The sequence below is a fragment of the Pseudomonas piscis genome, from assembly GCF_009380155.1.
GTDB classification, from domain to species: Bacteria; Pseudomonadota; Gammaproteobacteria; order Pseudomonadales; family Pseudomonadaceae; genus Aquipseudomonas; species Aquipseudomonas piscis.
Window position 1 is genome coordinate 550,651 of the sequence record NZ_WHUV01000001.1, and the last position, 16,353, is coordinate 567,003.

Genomic DNA, 16,353 nt, shown 5'->3' on the forward strand with positions numbered 1-16,353 from the left:
GTTCAAAAAATGATCAGGAGCGTGTCAAACGCTTGTTTTTGCCTAACCCATGGATTTTCCTGGGAATCCCCGAGGAAATATCCCCATCCCCGGTGCACTTGCCCACAATTGCTGTGGGCCAAGGTGTGGATAAGTTGTTCGCCAACCGCTACGGGCCTTGTAATTCATAGCGTGTACGGCAATAGATCAAATTTCATACAGTTCTAATGCCCGCCTTGACAGTGGCAAGCGGCCTGACTTGACTGATGCCACTGGGACCGGTTCGTCACTTATCCACATCCGGTCCAGGGAGCGCAGGCAATGGATTGTCGTTCATCACAGGCTTCCAGCAGCGGGACCTTCCCCCGGCGCACCCGCCGCCGTGCCGCCAACCAGCGCGCACGTCTATAGCCCCAGCGGCTGTTCGATCCCGACCCTGATTTTCCACGGTTTGCGTTTCTGGCGCAGCGGCCGGTCCGTGCGGCTGCCTGCGTGATCGGCTTCACCTGAAGGAAGCGGCCATGAGAGTCGCCCCATCTGCCTGAGAGGAACCCCGCCATGACTCGGATCGCCACCCCCATCAGCGAGATCCAGGAACACTACGACGTCGTCGTCATCGGCTCCGGCTATGGCGGCGGCATCGCCGCTTCGCGATTGTCCCGGGCCGGGCGCCGGGTGTGCCTGCTGGAGCGTGGGCGGGAGATTCGCCCCGGGGAGTTTCCCAACACCCTGGTCAGCGCCACCGAGGAATTGCAGGTGCACGATCCCGATGGGCATATCGGTTCGCGCACCGGCTTGTTCGACCTGCATGTCAACGCCCAGCAGAACGTGGTGGTGGGTTGTGGCCTGGGCGGCACTTCGTTGATCAACGCCAACGTCGCCCTGGAACCCGAGCCCGGGGTATTCGACGACCCACGCTGGCCCCAGGCGGTGCGCGACCACCGCGATACCTTGCTCAAGCAAGGCTTCGCCCTGGCCCGGGAGATGCTCAAGCCCAATCCCTATCCCGATTCGGCGCCGGCCCTGGACAAGCTCAAGGCGCACCGCAAGTCTGCGGACTACCTCAAGCAGGGCGCGCATTTCTACAAGCCGCCGATCAACGTGACCTTCAACAAGCTGCCCAACAACCTCAACCATGTCGGGGTCGAGCAACTGCCCTGCAACCAATGCGGCGACTGCGTCTCGGGCTGTAACAACAAGGCCAAGAACACCACCTTGATGAACTATCTGCCCGACGCCTGTAACCATGGCGCCGAGATTTTCTGCCAGGCCCAGGTGCGCCACCTGGAGCGCGACGGCGACGGCTGGATCGTGCACTTCCAGTACCTGGACAGCGGTCGCGAGAAGTTCTCGGCGCCGACCCTGTTCGTCAAGGCCGATATCGTCGTGCTGTCCGCCGGCACCCTGGGTTCCACCGAGATCCTCCTGCGTTCGCGGGCCAAGGGCCTGGCCACTTCGGCCCAACTGGGCGAGCACATGAGCGGCAACGGCGACATCCTCGGTTTTGGCCACAACTGCGAGCAACCGATCAACGGCATCGGCTTCGGCACTCACCCGGCCAGCGAGTTGAAACCCGTGGGCCCATGCATCACCTCGGTGATCGACATGCGCACCGAAGGCGACCGCACCAGCCGCATGGTCATCGAGGAGGGCTCGATCCCTGGCGCCCTCGGCCAGGCCATGGTGCCGAGCATGGCGCTGTTCGCCAGCACCCTGGGCCAGGCCACCGACAACAGCTTGAGCGGCAAGCTGGGCTACAAGGAGCGCGAGGCCGAAAGCTTTTTGCGCGGGCCCTACCATGGCGCCCTGCACAACATGCAGACCTACCTGATCATGAGCCACGACAACGGTCGCGGGCGCATGCTGCTGGACGCCCAGGACCAGTTGCGCATCGACTGGCCGGGGGTGGGCGAGCAACCCAACGTGGTGCTGGGCAACGAGCGCCTGCACCAGAGCACCCGCGCCCTGGGCGGGGTCTGGGTGGAGAACCCGATCTGGACCAAGCTGCTCAAGCACAGCATCGTCTCGGTCCATCCCCTGGGCGGCTGCGTGATGGGCGAGGACGCGGGCCAGGGCGTGGTCAACCACAAGGGCCAGGTGTTCAGCGGCACCCAGGGCACCGATGTCTATCCCGGGCTCTATGTGGCCGATGGCGCGGTGATCCCTACCTCCCTGGCGGTCAATCCACTGCTGACCATCTCGGCGGTGAGCGAGCGCACCATGCAACTGCTGGCCGAGGATCGCGGCTGGAAGATCGACTACCGCCTGCCCTCGGCCCCTGGCAAGCCGGCTGCGGCGCCGACCCTGGGCGTGCAGTTCACCGAGACCATGAAGGGTTTCTTCTCCACGGCCTTCACCCAGCCCCAGGGCACCGACCTGGCGCTCTATCAAGCAGCGGCCAAGCGCGGCGAAGAACAGAACTCGTCCATCGAGTTCACCCTGACCATCACCGCCGCCGACCTCAACCGGATGATCAAGGAGCCCGAGCACGCCGCAACGCTGGTGGGCACCCTGGAGGCGCCGATGCTGTCGCCTCAGCCTTTGGTGGCCAGCCATGGGGTGTTCAACCTGTTCGAGCAATACCAGCAGCAAGTGGGCGTGCGGCACATGAACTACGACATGCGCCTTTGCGCCGAGGACGGTAGCGACTATTACTTCAGCGCCTTCAAGACCGTGCCCGAGGACCACGGCGTGCTGAACATCTGGCCCGATACCAGCACCCTCTACGTGACCCTGTACCGGGGCCAGGACAAGAATGGGCCGGTGCTGGGCTCGGGAGTGATGCACATCCAGCCTGCGGATTTCGCCCGGCAGATGACCACCATGAAGGTGCTCAACGCCCGCAACGAGCGTGAGCGCATCGAGGCCCTGGCGCGTTTCGGCAAGTTCTTCGCCGGGATTCTCTGGGAAAGCTACGGTGGGGTGTTCGCCGGCGATATCTACTTCAATCCCGACGCTCCGCCGCGGGTCAAGCGGCCGCTGGCCGCGCCGGTGCCGAGCGTGCAGTTCTTCGAGACCGAAGACCACGTGCAACTGCGCCTGACCCGCTACCGGGCCGGCGGCAAGGGCCCGGTGATGCTGGTCCATGGCCTGGGCGTGGGTTCCAACATCTTCTCCACCGACACCATCCAGACCAACTTGCTGGAGTACCTGTGCAAGTACGGCTATGACGTCTGGCTCCTGGATTTCCGGGTCAGCATCCTGTTGCCGGCCAGCAAGCAGGAATGCAATGGCGACCAGATCGCCGCCTACGACTTCAAGGCCGCCATCGCCCAGGTCCGCGAGGCCACCGGCGCCCGGGACGTGCAATGCGTGGTGCACTGCTATGGCGCCACCACCTTCTTCATGTCGCTGCTGGCGGGCCTGGAGCATGTGCGTTCGGTGGTCTGCTCGCAGATCGCCGCCGACACCGTGGTGGCCACCGCCACCGGGATCAAGGCCGGGCTGCACTTGCCGGGCATGCTCGACGCCATCGGCATCAAGTCGCTGACGGCCTATGCCGACAGCAAGGAAAGCTGGTTCAACAAGCTCTACGACAAGGCGCTCAACGGTTATGCGCGGATCGAGGCCCAGGGCTATTGCACCAACCCGGTGTGCCATCGCATCACCTTCATGTACGCCTCGCTGTATCGCCACGACACCCTCAACCAGAACCTGCACGACAACCTGCACGAGCTGTTCGGCGAGTCCAACATCCAGACCTTCGAGCACCTGGCGCTGATCTGCCGCAAGGGCCACCTGGTGGACTTCAAGGGACATGACGTCTACATGCCGCATTTCGATCGGCTGAAGCTGCCGATCTGCTTCATCAGCGGCGCCGACAACCAGTGCTACCTGCCGCTGAGCACCCAGAAGACCTACGAGCGCCTGTGCCAGTTGCATGGCCCCGAGTTGTTCAGCCGGCATGTGGTGCCGGGCTACGGGCATATCGACTGCATCTTCGGCCAGAACGCGGTGGTGGATGTGTACCCGCTGATCCTCGCGCACCTGGAGAAAACCGCCCTGGGTTGAGCGTCCCGGTACGCTCGGCAACCGCGGCTTCAGGGATATCCAGGCGAGGGTGAAAGGGATGAACGTATATATCCGCTGGTTCCAACGCTTCATCTGGCTGGGCATCGCCATGAACATGGTGTTCGCCCTGCCGGCGTTGTTCGCCCCGGCCTTGCTGACCGCCGTGGTCGGCCTGCCGCCGGTGCTGTCCGATCCCTGGTTGGAGAACGCCGGCATGCTGCTGGTGGGCATCAGCCTGTTCTACATGCCCTCGGGCTTCAATGCGCCGCGCTACGTGGTGCATTCCTGGCTCTGCGTGCTGTCGCGGCTGGTGGCGGTGGTGTTCTGGATCTACCTGATCGACACCAGCAACCAGTCCCAGGTGTTCGTGCCCATGCTCATGGGCGACCTGGGCATGTTCCTGGTGCTGGGCATCTTGCTGTACCTGGGCAGTGCCCCGGCCAATCGGCCCTGGGCCCTGCTCAAGGCCGGGCTGCACGCCGGGTGCCAGGGCTGGGAGAGTCGGTGGCGGCGGCAGGGCTTTCGCGTGGCGACCCTGCTGGTACTGCTGGTCCTGGGGCTGGTGGGTTATGCAACCTGGGTCAACATGCTGCGCGAGGTGCCGCAACCGCCGGAAGCCTCCGACGAGGATCACTTCAAGTACGCGGCCATCGGCCTGGGGATCGAGGCGCGGATTCCCTACTACCTGTTCGCCGTGCTGCCGCAGCTGTGCCCGGAGAAGATGCCCCGGGCCGGTGGCTACGAGGTCTTCGGCTTCCTCTATGAAAATGGCCGCGACCTGCCGGTGGGCATGGCCAAGCGGCAGCTGGGCTACCCGACGGTGGAGCCCAACTGCGCCCTGTGCCATACCGGGGCCTACCGGGCCAGTACCGGCGATGTGTCCCAGGTGGTGCCCACCGCCCCGGCCAACCTGATGCAGCTCCAGGCCTTCCAGTGGTTCGCCTACGATTGCGCCAGCGATCCGAAATTCACCATCGATGCGCTGATGAACGCGATCAACGCCAAGTTCCAGTTGGGCCTGGTCGAGCGCCTGTACAACCGCTACCTGATCATGCCCATGGCCAAGAGCGCGCTGCTCAAGCAGAAGCAGGCCTATGCCTGGCAGAAACTGCGGCCGGCGCAGGGGCCGGGGCGCACCGACACCTTCAACCCGACCAAGATGGTGGTGTTCGGTTTCCCCGACGACTCCACCATCGGCACCGTGGACCTGCCGCAGATCTGGAACCAGAAGCCCCGGGAGTCGATGTACCTGCACTGGGATGGCAACAACAACCAGATCCGCGAGCGCAACTACGCCGCGGCGATGGCCGTGGGGGCGACGCCGGAGTCGGTGTTGCCGGCAAGCTTCAATCGGGTCACCAACTGGCTGCTGGGGCACAAGCCGCCGGCCTGGCCGTTCGCCATCGACCAGGCCAAGGTGGCCCAGGGCAAACCGCTGTGGGAGGCCAATTGCGCCGGTTGCCATGATTTCGGCAAGGCCGACACCGGCCAGGTGACCACCGATATCCAGGTATTGGGCACCGACCCGCATCGCCTGGATTCCTTCACCACCGGGTTGGTCCAGGCCTTCCACGGCTTCAAGAAACCGCCCTTCGACTTTGGCGCCTATCGCAAGACCCAGAGCTACAGCAACACGCCCACCGATGGCATCTGGCTGCGCGCGCCCTACCTGCACAACGGCTCGGTACCCAGCCTGTGGGACCTGCTGCAGGCGCCGGAGCAACGGCCCCAGGTGTTCTACACCGGCTCGGATATCTACGACCCGCAGAAGGTCGGGTTCATCACCAGCGGTCCGGCGCCGAAAGGGCCGGCCTACTTCAAGTACGACACCCGCCTGGAAGGCAACGGCAATGGCGGCCACCTGTACGGCACGCAGCTTTCCGAGCAGCAGAAATGGCAGTTGATCGAATACATGAAGACCCTGTGAGGCGAGCAACCCGTGCCGCCGCAGGACTATCAGGAGGGATACCGCTATGTCACTGGCAAGTAGTCTGGAACATGAATTCGACCGGGTGAAAGCCCAGGTCGATGGCCTGGTCGCCCGGTTCGACCTGGCCTGGAAAAAACTGCGCAACCAGCTCGAGCCCAAGGAGCTGCAAGCCATCCTCGACCTGGTACAGCGCGCCCACGACCAGGCGCAATACGCCATCGCCCACGGTGACTTGCCGCCGGGCCAGCCGCCGGTGCCCTGGGAGCTGGCCCATGGCATGTCGGTGTTGCACCTGGGGGCGGCCCAGCCCCTGCCGCAATCGGTGGACCAGCTGGCGACCCAGGTGCTCAAGGACGGCAGCCTGCTGGGCTGTCGCAAGTGGGAACTGCTGGACCTGAAGTGGAGCGAAGCCCTGGTGGCCTGGATCGAGAACCTGCGCGACCACGCCACCTTCGGCACCACCCCGGCGCTGCTGGAAATCCCCGATGAGGTCCTGCTGGACCTGGCCGGGGATTGGGGCACCGGCTACTTCGAGCCCCAGTCGGCGGCGCAGCGGGTGGCCGACCTGATCACAGCGGACCAGCCGCAGGTGACCATCCACCTGGGGGATGTGTACTACGCCGGCACCGACAGCGATGAAAAGAACAACCTGGCGTCCTGGCCCATGGGCAGCAAGGCCTCGTTCAGCCTCAACTCCAACCATGAGATGTACAGCGGTGCCCATGGTTACTTCGACGAGATCCAGACGCTGTTCCCGGACCAGCAGGACACCAGCTACTTCGCCCTGTTCAATACCCACTGGCTGGTCATCGGCCTGGACAGCGCCTACGCCTCCGATGAGATGCAGCTGTACATGGACGGCAACCTCAATGCCGTCCAGGAACAATGGCTCAGCGATTTGATGGCCAGCCACGGCCAGGGCCGCAAGATCATCCTGCTCAGCCATCACCAGGGCCTGGACATCACCGGCAAGACCCCGACCGCGCTGTATGGGCAGGTGTGCAAGGCCCTGGGCAACCGCGCGCCGGACTATTGGTACTGGGGGCACCTGCACAACGGCATTTTCTACGCATCCAGGACCGATCCCCAGGGCATGGGGGTGATGAATGGGCGTTGCGTCGGCCACGGGGCGATCCCCTATGGCGATGCCAGCGAGCTGGATGGCGCGCCCGGGGTGTTGTGGTCGGAAACCCAGAAGGCCGGTGATGCCAACTACCCGCTGCGGGTGCTCAATGGTTATGCCCGGGTGAAACTGCAGGGCGCGCAGATCACCGAGCAGTTCGTCAGCGAGAAAGGCACGGTGCGCTGGCCCCTGGTCTGATACCACGGGTGTGGCGGCTACAGAGGTGAATCTGTAGCCGCTGCCGAGCTTGCCAGGCCGTCAGGGTCTGCGGGCGGGCGCAGTTCAGCCGGTGACCGGTACGCCCTTGAGGTAGGGCGCCGGTTCGGCGCCGAGGTTGTTGAGCAGGCGCTCGCTGTACCAGTCGATGAAGTTGACCACGCCGAACTCGTAGGTCTTGGAGTAGGGCCCGGGCTGGTAGGCGGTGGAGTTGATGCCGCGCTGGTTCTCCTCGGCCAGGCGCCGGTCCTGGTCGTTGGTGGCGTCCCACACCTGGCGCATGCGCTCCACGTCGTAGTCCACGCCTTCCACGGCGTCCTTGTGCACCAGCCACTTGGTGGTGACCATGGTTTCCTGGGCGCTGATCGGCCACACCGTGAACACGATGATGTGGTCGCCCATGCAGTGGTTCCACGAATGGGGCAGGTGCAGGATGCGCATCGAACCCAGGTCCGGGTTCTTGATCCGGCCCATGAGTTTCTTGCAGCCCTGCTTGCCGTCCAGAGTCATGGACACGGTGCCCTTGAGCAGCGGCATGCGCACGATACGGTTGCGCAGGCCGAAGCTGGCGTGGGCGTAGGGGATCTTCTCGGCTTCCCAGGCGGCGGCGGAGGCCGCTACGTGGTCCTTGAAGGCCTGGTCGGCCCGTGGGTCGGTGACGTCGTCCCATTCCAGCAGGGTTTTGAGCAGTTCCGGGTGCGAGGCATTGCAGTGGTAGCACTCGCGGTTGTTCTCCAGCACCAGTTTCCAGTTGGCCTTTTCCATCAAGGTGGTGGTGATCGCCACCTTGGTGTTCTCCATGTCGTAGGGCTCCATGTAGTGGGCCAGGGTCGCCAGGAAGTCATCGATGGCCGGCGGGTTCTCGGCCAGCGAGATGAAGATGTAGCCGCCGGCGGTCTTCACCTGCACCGGCTTGAGGCTGTACTGCTTCATGTCGAAGTCGGCGCCCATCTCGGTGCCGGCGAACAGCAGGCGGCCGTCCACTTCGTAGGTCCACTGGTGGTAGGGGCAGACCAGCTTGGCCACCTTGCCCTTGTCGCTGGTGCACAAGCGCGAGCCACGGTGCCGGCAGACGTTGTGGAAGGCGTGGACCACGCCATCGGCGCCGCGGATGACGATGATCGGGTTCTTGCCGATCTGCAGGGTGATGAAGTTGCCCTTGGTGGGAATCTCCGAGGTCATGCCGGCGATCAGCCATTCCTTGTGGAAGATCTCCTGCATGTCGATTTCGAACAGCCTTTGGTCGCAGTAGAAGGGTTGCGGCAGGGAGAAGGTCCGCTCGCGTTCCTGCAGCATCTGCGCGGTGGCCTTGCGTGCGGGTTCCAGTGGATCGCCCAGGCTCAGGGTGGTGACGTCCATCGTTCAGGTCCTCATGGCCGTTCGGTGCGGCCGGCGTATTAGGGAGTGGCTACGGTCGGTGCTACGCAAGTCACGAAAAAGCAGCTGTTGTCGTGGGGCCGAGTGTGGGTCCGCAGGCGCCGCGAACCTTATCCATGGGCGACATGGCCCAATCTGTTCCCGACGCCGTAGGCCCTGTAGCCGGGGCCTGGTCGCGATAAGCATGTGAATGTCGCGGATAGGTAAACAGGCCCTGGGCGCCTTACGCAGAATCGCTGGCAAGACGCCGACAGTCGGCCGTGGAGAACAGCATGTCCAACACCTTCCTCAACCCGGTAACCACCCAGACCTGGGCCAATGGTCGTCACATCGTCCGTTGCGTCAAAGTCATCCAGGAAACCTGGGACGTACGGACCTTCTGCTTCATGGCCGACCAGCCGATCATGTTCTTCTTCAAGCCGGGGCAGTTCGTCACCCTGGAGCTGGAGATCGAAGGCCAGCCGGTGATGCGCTCCTACACCATCTCCAGTTCGCCGTCGGTGCCCTACAGCTTCTCGGTGACCATCAAGCGCGTGCCCGGCGGCAAGGTCTCCAACCACCTGCACGACACCCTGCACGAGGGCCAGGAGCTGGCGGTACACGGGCCGGTGGGGTTGTTCAACGCCATCGACTTCCCCAACCCGAAGATCCTCTACCTCAGCGGCGGGGTCGGCATCACTCCGGTGATGTCCATGGCGCGCTGGTTCTACGACACCAACGCCAATGTCGACATGGTGTTCATCCACAGCGCCCGCTCGCCCAAGGACATCATCTACCACCGCGAGCTGGAGCACATGGCCTCGCGGATCGACAACTTCAGCCTGCACCTGATCTGCGAGCGCCATGGCCTGGGCGAGCCCTGGGCCGGTTATCGCGGCTATCTCAACCACAAGATGCTGGAGCTGATGGCGCCGGACTTCCTCGAGCGGGAGGTGTTCTGCTGCGGCCCCACGCCCTACATGCACGCGGTCAAGCGCCTGCTGGAGGCCGCCGGCTTCGACATGACCCGCTACCACGAGGAGTCGTTCGGCGCGACGCCGGCCGATGCCCGGGCCGATGCGGTGGAGCAGGCCGAGCAGGCCGCCGAGGCACCGGAGGTGGATGCCGCCGACCTGCACCAGGTGGAGTTCACCGCCTCGGGCAAGAGCATTCGCGTGGCCCCGGGGGAGACCGTGCATGCGGCGGCTGCCAAGCTTGGCCTGATGATCCCCAAGGCCTGCGGCATGGGCATCTGCGGCACTTGCAAGGTACTCAAGCTGGGGGGCGAGGTGGAGATGGAACACAACGGCGGGATCACCGAGGAAGACGAAGCCGAAGGCTACATCCTGTCGTGCTGCAGCGTGCCCAAGGGCGATGTGCGCGTGGAGTTCTGATCGGCTTTCGTGGCGCGGGAGCAAACTGCCTCGCCACAGGCGGCTCGCTCTCGCAACCGGGCCTTGGGCTCAATACAACGCCGGGCGGCGGTCCAGGTGCACATGGTTATGTTCACTGATGGACTTGTGCCAGGCCTGGCCCAGGTCCAGCTCCGCCAGCAGCAACTGTGCGCCGGCTTGGCGCTCTCGGCCGGCCAGCGGATAGCCATCGGCGTCGACGATGGTCGAGCCGCCGACCCAGTCCACTCCACGTTCCTCGCCACAGCGGTCGCAGGCGGCGATGAACATCCGGTTGACCGCCGCATTGGCCTGCACCCGGACCATCTCCGCCGGCCGTTCGCCGGCCGGTCGCGGCCCGTTGGGCCAGTTCACCGGCGCGCACAGCAGCGCCGCCCCGGCCAGTGCCGGCAGGCGCACCCACTCGGGAAACTCCAGGTCGTAGCAGATCATCACGGCGATCGGCCCAAAGCGCGTGGCCACCACCGGCGGTGGCTCGTTGCCGGGGGTGAAGATCAGGTTCTCGCCATCCCACAGGTGGGCCTTGCGGTACAGGGTCAGCGTTCCTTCCGGCTCGACCAGGGCCGCGCTGTTGGCCACCTGGCCTTGCTCCAGGCGCTCGCAGAAGCCACCGACGATGACCACCTGCAGCTCTGCGGCCAACGCCTTCCACAGGCTAAGGGTGGGGCCGTCCAGGGGCTCCGAGAGGGCCAGGGCCTCCTGCCGGTCATGGAACAGGTAGCCGCTCTGCACCAGCTCCGGCAGCACCACCACCTGGGCGCCCCGGGCGGCGGCTTGGCGGATCGCCGTGGCGCCGAGCTCGCGGTTGTAGTCCAGCTCGCCGATGCGTGGCGCCAGTTGCTGGCAGGCTACTTTCAAGGTGCTCGGGGTATTCATCGGGCCGCTCCTTCCAGGGTTCGTTCGCTGGCCTGGATGGCGCGTTCTTCAGCGGCCAGGTCCAGGTTGCGGGTCAGGGCCCAGTAGACCAGCCCGGCCACCGCCAGGCCGATCACGAAGGCGATGTCGGCGCCGCCCAGGGCCAGGGACAGTGGGCCCTGGTAGAAGCTCAGGGACATGAACGGCACCATCGCCAGCAGGCCGAGGAAGTACGCGGTGAGCCCGGCGGCGGACCAGCGGCCATAGATGCCGGCGGGGTTGAAGATGTCGCTGATGGCGTAGTGGCCTTTGCGTACCAGGTAGAAGTCCGCCAGGTTCACGGCGGTCCAGGGCACCAGGAAGTACAGCATCAGCAGCACGAAGGTGTTGAAGCTGCCCAGGTAGCTCTCGGGAATGTTCAGGGCGATCAGGAAGATCACCGCCGCCACCAGCAGGATCCCGGCGACCCGGCTCTTGAGGTCGGGCTTGATTGACTTGAAGCCGTCGATGGCGCTGATGCCGGTGAGCATGGCGCCGTAGCAGTTGACCGCCATGATGCCCACCAGCGCCGGCACCGCGATCAGCACGGTGAAGGTGCCGAAGCCCGGGATCAACCGGTTGCCGACGTCGCGCACGCTGGCGATGGCGTCCGGCGATGGCAGGGCCGAGGCCAGGAACGCGCCCAGGGACATCAGCCACAGGGCCGAGCCGGCGGCGCCCAGGTAGGTCCAGAAAATCACCTGGCGCGACGGCGTCTGGTGCGGCAGGTAGCGCGAGTAGTCGGAGACGTACACCGAATAGCTGATCTGGTAGCCGGCGGCGGCCGACAGCTGGATCAGGAACGCCGACCAGGAAAAGTGCGCATCGGCCACCGCCGAGTCGGCTTGCAGGGTCATCAGGGCGCTGACGGTGAGCACCGCGAACACGCTGATCATCACGTAGGTCAGCCAGCGCTGCACGCTGTGCAGCAGGTCGTGGCCGACCACCGCGATCAGCACCGCGATGGCGATCATCAGCGAGTACCAGGGCGCCCGGGCGCCGGGGATCACGGTGTTGATGGCGTCGGTGGCCAGGATCACGTTGAACACGTTGAAGCCGATGTAGACGAACACCACGGCGGTGAAGGGCACGATGGCGCCACGCAGGCCGAACTGGGCGCGGGACTGGATCATCTGCGGCAGGCCCATGCGTGGCCCCTGGTTGGCATGGAAGGCCATGCAGAAGGTGCCCAGGCACACGCCGATGACGATGGCCAGGATCGCGTATTGCAGGGCCAGGCCCAGGGCCGCGCCGGTGAAGCCGGTGACCATGGTGGTGAGCACGAAGTTGCCGGTGAACCAGAACGGGCCCTGGTGCCAGACCTTGCCATGGCGCTCGTTGCGCGGCACATAGTCGATGGAGCGGGTTTCGATCTTGAGGGACGCAGGCGGGGCTTTCGCGGTAGCGCAGGAGGTGGTCGTCATGGGGCGGTGCCTTTGTTTTTATAGGACGACCCCGGAGTCTCTGATATAGGACGCGGATATTGAATCAGTGAAGGCAAATAATCAGTTCAGGAATTTGTGAACTGATGACCGGCCCCGCGCAGGGGCCGGCTCTTGAACGAGACGCGGGCTGTCTCGCCAGGCGCGTGGGTCAGGCGCTCATCACGGTGCGGATGTCCGCCGCCAGCTCGCGCACGCGCTCTTCCTCGGTGTCCCAGGAGCACATGAAGCGCGCGCCGCCCTTGCCGATGAAGGTGTAGAAGCGCCAGCCCCGGGCGGTCAGCGCCGCAATGGCCGGTTCCGAAAGTTGCAGGAACACGCCGTTGGCCTGCACCGGGAACATCAGTTCCACGCCGGGGATATCTTCCACCAGCTTGGCCAGCAGTTGCGCGCAGTGGTTGGCGTGGTGGCCGTACTTGAGCCAGGCATCGTTTTCCAGCAGGCCGACCCAGGGCGCCGAGAGGAAGCGCATCTTCGAGGCCAGCTGGCCAGCCTGCTTGCAGCGGTAGTCGAAGTCTTCGGCCAGCTTGTGGTTGAAGAACAGGATCGCCTCACCCACCGCCATGCCGTTCTTGGTGCCGCCGAAGCACAGCACGTCGACCCCGGCCTTCCAGGTCAGGTCCGCCGGCGAGCAGCCGAGGAAGGCGCAGGCGTTGGAGAACCGCGCGCCGTCCATGTGCAGGTTCAGGCCCAGTTCCTTGCAGGTGTCGCTGATGGCGCGCACTTCTTGCGGGGTGTAGACGCTGCCGACCTCGGTGGCCTGGGTCAGGGTCACGACCCGAGGCTTGGGGTAGTGGATGTCCTGGCGCTTGAGGGCCACTTCGCGGATCGAGGCCGGGGTGATCTTGCCGTTCTCGGTGCCGGCGATCAGCAGCTTGGAGCCGTTGGAGAAAAATTCCGGGGCGCCGCATTCGTCGGTCTCGACGTGGGCGGTTTCCGAGCAGATCACGCTGTGATAGCTCTGGCACAGCGACGACAGGGCCAGGGAGTTGGCGGCGGTGCCGTTGAAGGCGAAGAACACTTCGCAGTCGGTCTCGAACAGGCGGCGGAAATGATCCGCCGCGCGGGCGGTCCACTGGTCGTCGCCGTAGGCGCGGTCGTGGCCATGGTTGGCCTGTTCCATGGCGGCCCAGGCCTCGGGGCAGATACCGGAGTAGTTGTCGCTGGCGAATTGTTGGCTCTTGTCGGTCATGGCCGGCTTCCGTATGAGAGGGTTCCGTGGTCGATTATGGTGCGCACTTTACCCAAGAATAACGGCCCCGCACACGCTCTGTTAGCGGGTAATAATGCATGGCACATGAGGATTTATGCGTGACGCGATGTTGACGCCCGCCCCCTTGCAGCGCGACGGCGCACTGGATGCGTTGAAGTGGCTGGCGCTGTTGAGCATGGTCCTGGACCACTTGCGCTATGTGGGCCTGGAGCTGGACTGGCTGTATGTGCCCGGACGCCTGGCGTTTCCCTGGTTCTGCCTGGCGATGGCGGCCAATCTTTGGCGCGTCGGCGCTGCGCGGCGGCCCGGGCAGTGGAGCTACCTGGGTTGGCTGCTGGCCTTCAGCGGGCTCAGTGAAATTCCCTACCGGTTGTTCGTTCCCGAGCCCGACACCCTGAACGTGCTGCCGACCCTGGCCCTGGGGTTGCTGGTGGCGCGGGGCTGGCAGCGGCGTAGCGGTCTTGACCTGGTTTTGGGGGTGGTGGCCCTGGGGCTGGCGGTGGGGTTTTCGCGGTGGCTGATGTTCGGTGCGTTCGGGGTGCTGCTGCCATTGGCCTTGCTGTTGGTGCTGCGTCGGCCCTGGTATTTCGCCGTGCTGCCGGGGGTGGTGTGCCTGGCGGGCAATCAGTGGGAGGTGCTGTTTGCGGCGGTGCGCCTGGGTAATCCGCTGGCGGGTTGGGGGGTGGTCGCTTGCCTGCTGGCGCCGGGGCTGGGGATGTGGCTATTGCGGGGGATGTGTGGTGGAGGGTGGGTGCCGGCGATGCGGCGGTGGGCCTATTTGTTGTATCCGGGGCATTTTTTGTTGTTGTTGGGGGTGAGGCAGGTGTTGGAGGGCGTTGCGCCATGAGGATGCTCCGCACCCTGTCGGGGGCGGAGCGTATTCGGTTCAGGCCTGGAGCCGCCAGCCCATCACGCCTAGCAGGTCGCAACTGTCGCGCAGGAGGATAGCGGCGACGTGGGCGATGTGTTGCAGGTCGGTGTGGTCGGCGTGTTTCAGCTCGGTGCGCGAGAGGCTTTCGAACAGCTGGGTGATGGCCAGCAAGCGGGTGGTGCCGTTGGCGTGGAGGACGTCCAGTGGGGCGGTTTTGTCGATGAACAGGCAGGGGATGGTGCAGTCGATACCGGTGATGGGGATGTATTGATGAGTCATGGCGAAGGCTCCGTCGTAGATAAGAGGAGCTGCCCAGTCGTCTTCAAACGAAAAGGTGGCAGCTGTACGCGGGTTGGCGAACCGACTCAGCTACGAGCAGTAGGATCGGCAGATCCGGAGATCTCCCGCGTACAGCCGCCATAACACATCGCCGCGACCATAGAGGCTCGACGGTAAGCGGTGCAAGCGTGTCTGCTCTTAGCTGAGTTCCAGGTCGCCAAACCCGGTCGCCGTTTGGGCGAATGGGGAGCATGGGGGGAGGGGGTGTGGGCGGCAAGCCAGACGGTTCTGCAAGTTTTGTAGGATCGGCCTTGGGGCTTGGCGGCCTGGTAGCCGGCCAGGTGCCCTGGGGATGGAGTACATATCCGTTGGCGGTGGGGTGGCTTGCTTATGGTTCCGCCCTTACGGCGGGTCACTTTTTTCAAACGCCAAAAAAGTAACCAAAAACGCTTGCCCCCACGTCCGGCCGCTCGCTGCGCTCGGGTTCCCTCGTTCCGGTACTTCTCAGGGGGCATCGCTTCCAGCGATGTCCTCGACTGCGTCGAGGGGCGCTGCGCGCCATTCCCCTGATAAGCACCTGCACTCGGCCTTCCCAGGGGGCGGGTGGGTCAAGATCACCAGCACCACGGCGCGCCCTACCGGGCGGCGCATCGCTGGGTCTTGAATCCGTTGAAGGTCCTTCGGCCCTTGTCGCAGCCTCGCCTTGGCTCGACAGCGGTTACAGGCCCCTGCTTCGTGTAGCCGCTGCCGCAGGCTGCGCACGGGCGCGCAGCGGCCGCTGGATCTTGAATCCGTCGAAGATTTAGTGACCTTTTCATAGCCTTCGACAGGCTCAAAACCCATCCAAATCTCTTTCTTTTGTAAGGGGTTTCCGAGAGACTCCGGTGCGCTTGTGCCTGAAGAATCTGCTGGCTAGTCTCCGGTCGTCACTGATCATCAGTGACCGGGTTTAGCAGCCCGACCAAACTCAGGCACGCCAAGCTCCATCTCCATCCGACCAGCATGCGAATGCTGGTCAATGCGTTATGGCAGCTGTACGCGGGGCACCTTTGGGTGCGCTGGGCTTGCCTGACTGCCTGGTCTGCTAACCCGCGTCCAGCTGCCACCCTCCGTTTAGCAGCGATGGGTGAAAGCTCCATAGTCAGGAGTGCCACCATGAAAAAGCTCGTCCCCGATCCCCCCGTTTTCTCTTCTGTTTCACGTCGCAACCCGGAGCATGACCGGGCCAGCGAGGTGATTCTCCATGCACTGGTGAACACCCGTACCGGCTCGCTGATCCGGACTCTGAAACCCACGGTCGCCGCAGCGGTGGGGCGCGATTCATTGTTCGACGTCCGCTCCGGCATCAGTGCCGAGGAGGCGCTGGTCCATGTGTCCATGCTGCTCAAGGCCGCCGAGGAGGTGTCCGATGAGATCACCGAGCAGGCCAGCGGCGTCGAGCGTGGGTTGATCTGGTCCCTGGTGCATTCGGTGGAGATGGCTCGTGGCGTGGTGGATGCGTTGCTCGATGGCCATCGCCTTTCCCCTGACTGAATACGCATCACCTGTGGCGAGGGAGCTTGCTCCCGCTGGGGCGCTTTCTCGCCTCAGTGCCCGGTGTTCGACTTCATCAGCGGGACGCCTTGGA

The 16,353-nt window shown here is 64.5% G+C and carries 11 protein-coding genes; 6 read left to right on the forward strand and 5 right to left on the reverse strand.

Annotated features, from left to right (window positions below; translation table 11 throughout):
* Positions 1-537 precede the first annotated feature (537 nt).
* From GDH07_RS02580 to GDH07_RS02590, 3 genes are read left to right on the forward strand one after another with little or no spacing between them, the layout of a single operon-like run.
* Positions 538-3,990: an alpha/beta fold hydrolase gene (locus tag GDH07_RS02580; protein WP_152896619.1), complete on the forward strand. Its 3,453-nt coding sequence runs from the start codon at positions 538-540 to the stop codon at positions 3,988-3,990.
* 58 nt (positions 3,991-4,048) lie between these two features.
* The gene (locus tag GDH07_RS02585; RefSeq protein ID WP_152896620.1) at positions 4,049-5,917 is read left to right on the forward strand and encodes a c-type cytochrome; all 1,869 of its coding nucleotides are present in this window, start codon (positions 4,049-4,051) and stop codon (positions 5,915-5,917) included.
* 46 nt (positions 5,918-5,963) lie between these two features.
* On the forward strand, positions 5,964-7,241 hold the full coding sequence (locus GDH07_RS02590; RefSeq protein ID WP_022641509.1) for a metallophosphoesterase family protein: 1,278 nt from the start codon (positions 5,964-5,966) through the stop codon (positions 7,239-7,241).
* 84 nt (positions 7,242-7,325) lie between these two features.
* Here GDH07_RS02590 and gbcA read toward each other — a convergent pair whose 3' ends face one another.
* Positions 7,326-8,618 carry a glycine-betaine demethylase subunit GbcA gene (gbcA, locus tag GDH07_RS02595; protein ID WP_022641508.1) on the reverse strand — a complete coding sequence of 431 codons (1,293 nt, stop codon included), beginning with the start codon at positions 8,616-8,618 and terminating at the stop codon, positions 7,326-7,328.
* Positions 8,619-8,908: 290 nt separating this feature from the next.
* Between gbcA and gbcB the strand changes: the two genes are divergently transcribed.
* Complete coding sequence (gene gbcB / locus GDH07_RS02605; protein WP_022641507.1) at positions 8,909-10,009, forward strand: glycine-betaine demethylase subunit GbcB; 1,101 nt, start codon at positions 8,909-8,911, stop codon at positions 10,007-10,009.
* 69 nt (positions 10,010-10,078) lie between these two features.
* Here gbcB and GDH07_RS02610 read toward each other — a convergent pair whose 3' ends face one another.
* The 3 genes from GDH07_RS02610 to GDH07_RS02620 form a co-directional block, all read right to left on the reverse strand.
* A complete protein-coding gene (locus GDH07_RS02610; RefSeq protein WP_022641506.1) occupies positions 10,079-10,903 on the reverse strand; it encodes a nitrilase-related carbon-nitrogen hydrolase in 825 nt (274 codons plus the stop codon).
* Positions 10,900-12,345, reverse strand: coding sequence for a purine-cytosine permease family protein (locus GDH07_RS02615; RefSeq protein ID WP_053134078.1), 1,446 nt, complete (start codon positions 12,343-12,345; stop codon positions 10,900-10,902). The genes GDH07_RS02610 and GDH07_RS02615 overlap by 4 nt, the downstream gene beginning before the upstream one ends.
* Before the next feature lie 169 nt (positions 12,346-12,514).
* Positions 12,515-13,555: a threonine aldolase family protein gene (locus tag GDH07_RS02620; RefSeq protein ID WP_022641505.1), complete on the reverse strand. Its 1,041-nt coding sequence runs from the start codon at positions 13,553-13,555 to the stop codon at positions 12,515-12,517.
* 115 nt (positions 13,556-13,670) lie between these two features.
* Here GDH07_RS02620 and GDH07_RS02625 point away from each other — a divergent pair, with 115 nt between their 5' ends.
* Positions 13,671-14,423 (forward strand): TraX family protein, encoded by a 753-nt coding sequence (locus GDH07_RS02625; protein ID WP_152896621.1) that lies wholly within the window; start codon positions 13,671-13,673, stop codon positions 14,421-14,423.
* Positions 14,424-14,462: 39 nt separating this feature from the next.
* Here the strand turns inward: GDH07_RS02625 and GDH07_RS02630 are convergent, their stop codons facing one another.
* Positions 14,463-14,726 (reverse strand): hypothetical protein, encoded by a 264-nt coding sequence (locus tag GDH07_RS02630; protein ID WP_053134083.1) that lies wholly within the window; start codon positions 14,724-14,726, stop codon positions 14,463-14,465.
* Between the two features lie 1,155 nt (positions 14,727-15,881).
* Here GDH07_RS02630 and GDH07_RS02635 point away from each other — a divergent pair.
* The gene (locus GDH07_RS02635; protein WP_152896622.1) at positions 15,882-16,259 is read left to right on the forward strand and encodes a DUF6124 family protein; all 378 of its coding nucleotides are present in this window, start codon (positions 15,882-15,884) and stop codon (positions 16,257-16,259) included.
* Positions 16,260-16,353: the final 94 nt, after the last annotated feature.

What these genes read in the sequence shown, in the direction of transcription:
- GDH07_RS02580 (WP_152896619.1), top strand. Translation starts at nt 538, where the DNA reads ATGACTCGGATCGCCACCCCCATCAGCGAGATCCAGGAACACTACGAC.
- GDH07_RS02585 (WP_152896620.1), top strand. Translation starts at nt 4,049, where the DNA reads ATGAACGTATATATCCGCTGGTTCCAACGCTTCATCTGGCTGGGCATC.
- GDH07_RS02590 (WP_022641509.1), top strand. Translation starts at nt 5,964, where the DNA reads ATGTCACTGGCAAGTAGTCTGGAACATGAATTCGACCGGGTGAAAGCC.
- gbcA (WP_022641508.1), bottom strand. Translation starts at nt 8,618, where the DNA reads ATGGACGTCACCACCCTGAGCCTGGGCGATCCACTGGAACCCGCACGC.
- gbcB (WP_022641507.1), top strand. Translation starts at nt 8,909, where the DNA reads ATGTCCAACACCTTCCTCAACCCGGTAACCACCCAGACCTGGGCCAAT.
- GDH07_RS02610 (WP_022641506.1), bottom strand. Translation starts at nt 10,903, where the DNA reads ATGAATACCCCGAGCACCTTGAAAGTAGCCTGCCAGCAACTGGCGCCA.
- GDH07_RS02615 (WP_053134078.1), bottom strand. Translation starts at nt 12,345, where the DNA reads ATGACGACCACCTCCTGCGCTACCGCGAAAGCCCCGCCTGCGTCCCTC.
- GDH07_RS02620 (WP_022641505.1), bottom strand. Translation starts at nt 13,555, where the DNA reads ATGACCGACAAGAGCCAACAATTCGCCAGCGACAACTACTCCGGTATC.
- GDH07_RS02625 (WP_152896621.1), top strand. Translation starts at nt 13,671, where the DNA reads ATGCGTGACGCGATGTTGACGCCCGCCCCCTTGCAGCGCGACGGCGCA.
- GDH07_RS02630 (WP_053134083.1), bottom strand. Translation starts at nt 14,726, where the DNA reads ATGACTCATCAATACATCCCCATCACCGGTATCGACTGCACCATCCCC.
- GDH07_RS02635 (WP_152896622.1), top strand. Translation starts at nt 15,882, where the DNA reads ATGAAAAAGCTCGTCCCCGATCCCCCCGTTTTCTCTTCTGTTTCACGT.